The 6,744-nt window shown below is 51.6% G+C and carries 8 protein-coding genes; 6 read left to right on the forward strand and 2 right to left on the reverse strand.

The features are described 5' to 3' along the window. Positions 1–63 precede the first annotated feature (63 nt). Positions 64–1,923, forward strand: coding sequence for an Lnb N-terminal periplasmic domain-containing protein (locus IE111_RS17795; protein WP_189611248.1), 1,860 nt, complete (start codon positions 64–66; stop codon positions 1,921–1,923). Between the two features lie 44 nt (positions 1,924–1,967). Here the strand turns inward: IE111_RS17795 and IE111_RS17800 are convergent, their stop codons facing one another. Then, positions 1,968–3,443, reverse strand: coding sequence for a hypothetical protein (locus IE111_RS17800; protein ID WP_189611250.1), 1,476 nt, complete (start codon positions 3,441–3,443; stop codon positions 1,968–1,970). A 92-nt stretch (positions 3,444–3,535) separates the two neighbouring features. Between IE111_RS17800 and IE111_RS17805 the strand changes: the two genes are divergently transcribed. Both IE111_RS17805 and IE111_RS17810 read left to right on the forward strand, forming a co-directional pair. Next, a complete protein-coding gene (locus IE111_RS17805; RefSeq protein ID WP_189611252.1) occupies positions 3,536–3,856 on the forward strand; it encodes a Dabb family protein in 321 nt (106 codons plus the stop codon). Between the two features lie 96 nt (positions 3,857–3,952). Beyond that, a complete protein-coding gene (locus IE111_RS17810; RefSeq protein WP_189611254.1) occupies positions 3,953–4,792 on the forward strand; it encodes a hypothetical protein in 840 nt (279 codons plus the stop codon). A 35-nt stretch (positions 4,793–4,827) separates the two neighbouring features. Here the strand turns inward: IE111_RS17810 and IE111_RS17815 are convergent, their stop codons facing one another. Next, entirely contained in the window at positions 4,828–5,673 is an 846-nt protein-coding gene (locus IE111_RS17815; RefSeq protein WP_189611257.1) for an alpha/beta fold hydrolase, read from the reverse strand. A 35-nt stretch (positions 5,674–5,708) separates the two neighbouring features. Here IE111_RS17815 and IE111_RS17820 point away from each other — a divergent pair, with 35 nt between their 5' ends. The 3 genes from IE111_RS17820 (at position 5,709) to IE111_RS24820 (ending at position 6,667) form a co-directional block, all read left to right on the forward strand. Continuing rightward, complete coding sequence (locus tag IE111_RS17820; RefSeq protein ID WP_189611258.1) at positions 5,709–5,987, forward strand: hypothetical protein; 279 nt, start codon at positions 5,709–5,711, stop codon at positions 5,985–5,987. A gap of 155 nt (positions 5,988–6,142) precedes the next feature. Further along, a complete protein-coding gene (locus IE111_RS17825) occupies positions 6,143–6,328 on the forward strand; it encodes a hypothetical protein (RefSeq protein ID WP_189611260.1) in 186 nt (61 codons plus the stop codon). Positions 6,329–6,439: 111 nt separating this feature from the next. Continuing rightward, positions 6,440–6,667, forward strand: a complete 228-nt coding sequence (locus tag IE111_RS24820) for a helix-turn-helix transcriptional regulator (RefSeq protein ID WP_189611262.1) — start codon at positions 6,440–6,442, stop codon at positions 6,665–6,667. Positions 6,668–6,744: the final 77 nt, after the last annotated feature.

Genomic DNA, 6,744 nt, shown 5'->3' on the forward strand with positions numbered 1-6,744 from the left:
AGATTTTTCCCTCATGAACATTAAGGCACAGTGATCGTGAACCTTAACTTCGGACGGACGCTGATGCGTTGTACGGCCATCATGGTTGCCGGGTCGTCATGGGTGTGTGCATCCATCACCACCGCTCAGCCGGACTGGATGGCCTGGGTAGAGTGGCATCGACTGTACGAACAGGATGAGTGGCACAAGATTCTCTACTACGAATCGACCCGGGGCGGTGTCCGCAGTCAGGCGGATGACCCGGCCTTTTTCCTCGCCAGGGAAGGGGCCACGCAACCGAAATCCGAACTGATCGCCAGTATCGAGCATTTCTTGGCCGAACCCTCGGGGAGTGATAACCCCGTTCATTGTCGTTTTCCACGTCGCTATGACTGGCTCAAATCACAGTTACCTCGGACGTTGACCTGGCCGGACGTTGAATGCCCCGAATTGTCCGCTTTTATCGAACAGGCCGCACCCAAGGGCATGACCTTGGTCTATCCGGCGTCCTATTTGAACAATCCCGCTTCCATGTTCGGGCATACGTTCATACGGGTCGATGCGGAAGAAGAAGGCGGGCAACGCAATGACTTGCTGGCGTTGACCGTCAGTTATGGCGCTGATGTCAAACCCAACGAGAACGGATTTGTCTATGCGTTCAAGGGGCTGACCGGGCTTTATCCGGGCTCCGTTCGGTCCCATCCGTACTATCTGCAAGTGCAGAACTACAACGAGCTGGAATCCCGGGATATCTGGGAATACCCGTTGCACTTGACGGCCGACCAGACCGAGACCTTCATCAAGGCCGCCTGGGAGCTGAAAGACATTAATTTCCACTACGCCTATTTGTTGAAGAACTGCTCCTACCGTTTGCTCAGCGTTTTGGAAGCGGCCTTTCCGGAATTGGATCTGGTATCGGAATACGACGCCTACGCGGTACCCATCGATACCTTACGCACCCTGGAACGGGCCGATTTGCTGGATGAACCCCACTACCGGCCGGCCATCGCCAGTCGCATTGCGTACTTGCGGCACCGTGTGCCGACGCCCGGCAATAAACTGGCCCGTCGACTGGTGGATGACGGTGTGTCAGATGCCAGGCAACAAGCATTGACGGACTATTCGCAGGATCAACAAGGTAATGTCATCGATCTGGCGTATGAGTATTCCCGGTTCAAGGCAAAACGGGACGAGGGAGACCTGGCGGAAGTCTCCTACGACCTGCTTCGATTGCGATCGCGTTATCCCAGCGGCGAATTGAAGATTGAACCGGAAGACTGGCCCGCCGAGCCCCTGGCCGGTCACGGCATTCGGCGGATTGGACTGGGTGGAGGAGTCTGGCGCGACCGACCCTACGGCCTGCTCAGTTTCCGACCGGTCTATCATGACCGTTATGATCGCCAGGCGGGATTCCTCAAGCATTCGCAAATCAATGCGCTGAACAGTGAATGGCGTCTGGTGGATGGCTCGGATTCACCTTTCGGCATTAAACTGGACCGATTCGACCTGGTCGATTTCAGTTCCCTGGTGCCTTATAACCCCATGACCCCGGCGATGGCCTGGACCGGGCGCCTGGGCTGGCAACGGTCATCGCCAGCGGACGCGCAATTGCCGTTCGGGGCGAGCCTGGGCCTGGGCCGGAGTCGACAACTGACGGAAAACAGCACTGTCTTTCTTATGGCGGCATTCGAGGCAAGCAGCCGCCCGGAATTCAGCTATGGCATACAGGCCGGTTGGCTGGCCAGCCTCGGTGACGATAAACGACTGGGTGTCGAGCTGCGTTCAACGGACAGTCTTCTCACCGACGACAGTCGCCTGCGTGTTGATGCCACCTACAACCATCCGCTTTCCCGGAATCAGGCGATTCGTACCCGTATAGGCTATCATCGCGACGATGACACCGAAGGGTGGAATACTCGATTGCAATATCTGCGGTACTTCTGAGTGCTCGGCACGTCGCCTTTGATAAACTTCGGGGTGGCGTGCCGTTATTGCAGCTCAGAGCTGTCGCTGGGAGTTTCGGAACCGACGCATTCCACACTGGAGTCTTGCTCTTCCTCGCATACGTAGACTGGGTGCTCCGTATTACCGGACAGTTCGACACCGACCTGTGCTTTCACTCCTGTGTTGACCGATCGACAATCACCGGGAGCCCAGTCTTCGCAACTGGAGTTTTCCCACAGTAGGATCGGCTTGAACCAGATCAAACGTGCCAGTTCATCGTCCTCCAGGGATTCATATACGCTGTAGTCCGGGTTGAATTCGTTTAGTGTCATATCTGTCGGGCTGGTATCGTCATCATCGTGTACGAACAGGCTGTTGGAGAAATCCAGGTCGATGAACAGATACATTTCGCTGCCTTTCTTGTTGGAATCCAGGTCGTTGGCGTATTGGAATTCGTAGATCTTGGAATCCCGATCGATATCCGCACTGAATTGAATGTCTTTGTAGAGCGCCGCGTGAATGTCAAAGCCACCCAGGTCAACGCTGAACCCCGGGCCATCGTGCTGGCTTTCACAGGTGATTTTATGGTTGGCCATGCGGGTAAACCGGAATACGTCCTCGTTTTTGGCAGGACGGTTATCGACGAACTGACCGCTTGTTATATCGAGCCATTTGAAGTCATCCGGGGTGCAGGAATCGGTCGCTGAAGTTTTGCGACAAATGAGAATGTCACCGGTTTTCACACCGGTTGCACCCGCCAGCAACTGTGCATTGTTGGCATCCGCCATCTCACCCGCCTCGGGGAAGTCCGTCGCCAGACAATCCGCAAGCGTATTGCCCGTTTCCGTATAGGTCACATCGCCGGGTGTTGGTTCGCTGCGTGTATATACCGGTTCCTGCGAAAAAGGGTAGGGCACGAACGCGTACCGATATGTCCAGTACTCGGCGGTGCTTTCCTGGGTCGCCTCATCGGTTCGGGGTACCGCGAATTGAACATCCAGATAGTTGAAGACGGTACTGACTCTGGAGTTGTGGTGAGCGAAATCGGTGTCCTGAGCATTGTCCTCACCACCCAGGGATAAGGGATCGGCCAGGTCGATCACGGAACCTTCCAGAATGTAGTCCTGCCCGAAACCGGAGCCACCGCCCAACAGGCGAATGCCGCCGCCGAAATAGTCTCCTCCCAGGTTGATGCTGTCGACATGGCCGGTCACACTGACCGGTGTAATGCAACTGCCCGAGCGCGGTCCGGCGTCATCGTAGTTACCATTCTCCAGAGGTCCCGGCAGGAAGAAGTCGTTACAGGCCATTGGCAGATCGGCGGCTTCGGTATCCGAAACCGCTCGGGCCGTTTGCGGTTTTTTACCGGATTGAGCATCCGTCAGGTTGCTGGCCCGCAGGGTGATGGACAATGTACTGTCACTGCCACCGGAATCGCCACCACCTCCTTCCATGCCCTCGCAACCCAATAACATCACGACCGATAGGGAAAGAATAGGAAGAAGCGGCTTTTTAAGCATGACAGAATCCTCGCGGGCGGATAATGTGAATCTAGACAAGGATCTGGAATTGATCAATTTCTGACCCTCAACGAATTAAATAAGGGGTATAAATGTCAACACTGCGGCACTTGGTGTTTTTTGAATTCAAGGCGGAAACCGACGAACTTGCCATCCAAGAGGTGTGTGACGCTTTCGGCGCACTGCCGGGCAACATCTCCGAGATCCAGGCGTACGAATTCGGCCTCAACAACTCACCGGAGGGGCTGGCTGGCGGATTCACGCACTGTTTTCAGCTTACGTTCCGTTCCGAAGCCGATCGGGATGCCTATCTGGTCCATCCGGAGCACAAAGCCTTTCAACGGATCGCGGATCCGCGAGTGAAACAGGTGATGGTCTTTGATTATTGGACGGAACAGAAATCGAAAGGGTAAGAAGTTGAAAAGTACTCCCCCGATACGAGAACGGTTGCTCGAAAAGGGCTTTATTGGCATTGTTAGGCGCTCTTAAAGTCCAAAAGGTATTTGGCAATGAGCGAATTAATGGAGCATTTCAGCAATCTATTGGCAGATGAGGAACAGATAAACGCTCAGATTGCCATCGCCATGAAGCAGATTTGTGAGAGTGCTAGAATAGGCCGGTCCGAATTTGAGAGCACCTTTACAGGAATTACCTATGCCACATGGCGCAACTATCTAAATCCTGCATATAAGAACAGTCGTTCCGTAGCTGTACTGGCGGCGCTAAGTTGGTATACCGGTGTCTCAATGAACAGCTTCTATTTGGGCGAGAAACTGTGCGCTTTCTTGGGGGTCAGCCAGGAAGGTCTCAGATTGCTGACTCTGATAAGCCAACTCCATGACGAATCTTTTGAAATAGCCTGTCAAATGGCTTTTGGCCTGATTGACGAAGACAAGAAAGACTTAGTAAGGGAGTCTTACCTCAAAGCTCGATTGTTGCATCGAGAGATAGCGGGTATATGTCGTTTCCCACGCCCTCTGGATCTCAACTCGTTTTCTCAGGATTACAAACGATCATGCGCTGTAGGTATCTGCCGCTTGCAAAACAAGCTGGGATATAGCGATGCCCAAATGGCAGACATTTTGGGAGTATCGGAACACCGCTATATTCGATTGAGCGATCCTGAGGATGAATTGCCTATTCCTGTCTTCGTCGCGGTGCGGTTTAAGGTCAAATTTCAGTTGAAAGAAACCTCATTTATCCTTGACGACATGAGTGAATATCCCGACTTCGCGCATTTGCGGCGTTTTCAAGACGCTAGAGACCGTATAATCCGTCCTCTCCTGGAGCATCTTTCGTCAGAAGCAGCGGCCCGGCTACACCGGGCACTGCTTAATCTTTTTTGGTAGCGTTTGACAAAATGAACAAATTTATCAAACGGTGACTATGCGATCTTTTTAGTGGTTATACTCCGGCTATAAGAATGATAGGCAGATAGCATCAATTGGATGGTCTGCTCAGGTTCACGTAGGTGGAAGAGATGATCGCAAGCGTCTATCAGAGCAAAGTCAGCACCGATTTTTCGGGCGAGTTCAAAACATCGCTCCGGCGTGACATAAGGATCCAGCCCCCCCGTAAAGCAGACGCTGTGCGGTATGTTGATCTGTTCCGGTTTTTCAAAGCTGTACGAACAAATGCGCAATGTATTCTCTATGAAACACCATATCTGGTCTTCCGTGTACCTTTGACACTTGCGTTTGGCTGCCCTGCGAATAATTTCCGATTTACGACCAGCACACTGCGAACTGGTCAGGGTATCAATGAAGCTTTCGGCAAATTTCGACCGATCCGCCAATACATCGCCCACCAGAGAAAGCGTATGCCTACGTTGTTCAGGCGTAATACTCGACATAGAACCCCCCAATGCTAAGGATCGAACCTGATTACCGTAGGCGCGACAAAATTCAAGTGCGATGGGGGTGGAATATGAGAATACCATTAAATGCAACGCTGAAATTCCAAGCCAATCGATTAGAGTTTTCAACAAATAAGAGTGATCCTGGATTCGATAGGATGCATGCAGTGGCGGGTTTAAACCGCATCCCGGCAGTTCAACACAATAAACGTCCAATTCTTTCTGCGCGGCTTTTGAGAACTGGTCCACACTTTCTATCTCTTGGAGATTGCCGATTAATAGAATAGCTGGTTCGGCTCCAGGATTTGGGTAGTGCGCGAAACGGTAACTGTGGTTTTCCAATGTGATTTTTGTTGGAAGGGCTTTATACGTCATTTTTCGAGGCCTTTGTTGAGGGTGGCACATTTATTATGTCAGCGATTAGATGGAAGGGAATAATTGATGCTGAATACGAAGCAGATGGGTCCTTGGCGGCCGCTTTAGCCCGCTATGCACGGTATATCTGTGAACAAGAGTATTCGCTGGATATGCTGGAGCTTTATAAGAATTTGGATGTTAATGACCCGCTGCATCAACATTTGAACGATATTCGAATGCGGGATATTCCCACACTCCCTCATGTTCAGCCATTGGCCGACATTGCCTTGGCTTATGAGGCTCTATGCCGATTTAGTGGCGAGCGTTTGTGATGATAGCCAAAAGAGTTGTGGAGGTGTCTTAGTAATCGTCGAGTATTATGCGGATAGGGAAATTAAACGGATCATTGCCGTCGGTGAATAAATACATCGGAATTGGATTTCCGGTTTGTCGTAACGGGGATTCAGAGAAAAGGAGGAGGAAATCTATGGATGAAAAATTTAAAGAGCTATTATCGGAAATTTACAGAACCGAAGACGAGAAACGTCGTTTTGTTAGAGGCAATCCTCGAGGTTCTGGGGATCGCAGGGAACGGCGTTTTTTATACGATGAAGTCGAAAGAGCACGTAAAGCGCTACGTGACTATAAACGGATGAATCCTCATTTGTATTAGGACACCGGATAGCCGGTTGATGGGAGTATCAATCATTACGACGTCTGTGCAATGTCAGCGTGCCGCTCGAAGAATGCAGACGTTTAGGATAGACAGTTCTGAGGGGATCTCATGCAACGGATTAGATACTACAGGGAACTGGCCGGCTTAACCCAATGGGAACTGGGGAAAAAATGTGGTTTTAAATCGACCCAATCTCGTATCGCCCAGTATGAAAGGGGAGGGCGGATACCCCCTTTGCCAATTGCCCGAATCATCGTGAAAGCGCTTAATCAGTCGGGAGTGAAGTGCTCCTTGGATGACGTTTTTCCTGCGGATAAGGTGCTGGCGAGGCGCTGAATATTGTTTTCAGGTTACGGCCGATTATATACCTTGAACTGGCGCATTCATTGGTAAAGCGATACGCGGGGGGGGGG

The sequence above is a fragment of the Saccharospirillum salsuginis genome (assembly GCF_014651855.1).
Classification (GTDB): domain Bacteria; phylum Pseudomonadota; class Gammaproteobacteria; order Pseudomonadales; family Natronospirillaceae; genus Saccharospirillum; species Saccharospirillum salsuginis.

Bases quoted from the DNA above. Each gene is read 5' to 3' on its own strand.
- IE111_RS17795 (WP_189611248.1), top strand. From the start codon at position 64: ATGCGTTGTACGGCCATCATGGTTGCCGGGTCGTCATGGGTGTGTGCA.
- IE111_RS17800 (WP_189611250.1), bottom strand. From the start codon at position 3,443: ATGCTTAAAAAGCCGCTTCTTCCTATTCTTTCCCTATCGGTCGTGATG.
- IE111_RS17805 (WP_189611252.1), top strand. From the start codon at position 3,536: ATGTCAACACTGCGGCACTTGGTGTTTTTTGAATTCAAGGCGGAAACC.
- IE111_RS17810 (WP_189611254.1), top strand. From the start codon at position 3,953: ATGAGCGAATTAATGGAGCATTTCAGCAATCTATTGGCAGATGAGGAA.
- IE111_RS17815 (WP_189611257.1), bottom strand. From the start codon at position 5,673: ATGACGTATAAAGCCCTTCCAACAAAAATCACATTGGAAAACCACAGT.
- IE111_RS17820 (WP_189611258.1), top strand. From the start codon at position 5,709: ATGTCAGCGATTAGATGGAAGGGAATAATTGATGCTGAATACGAAGCA.
- IE111_RS17825 (WP_189611260.1), top strand. From the start codon at position 6,143: ATGGATGAAAAATTTAAAGAGCTATTATCGGAAATTTACAGAACCGAA.
- IE111_RS24820 (WP_189611262.1), top strand. From the start codon at position 6,440: ATGCAACGGATTAGATACTACAGGGAACTGGCCGGCTTAACCCAATGG.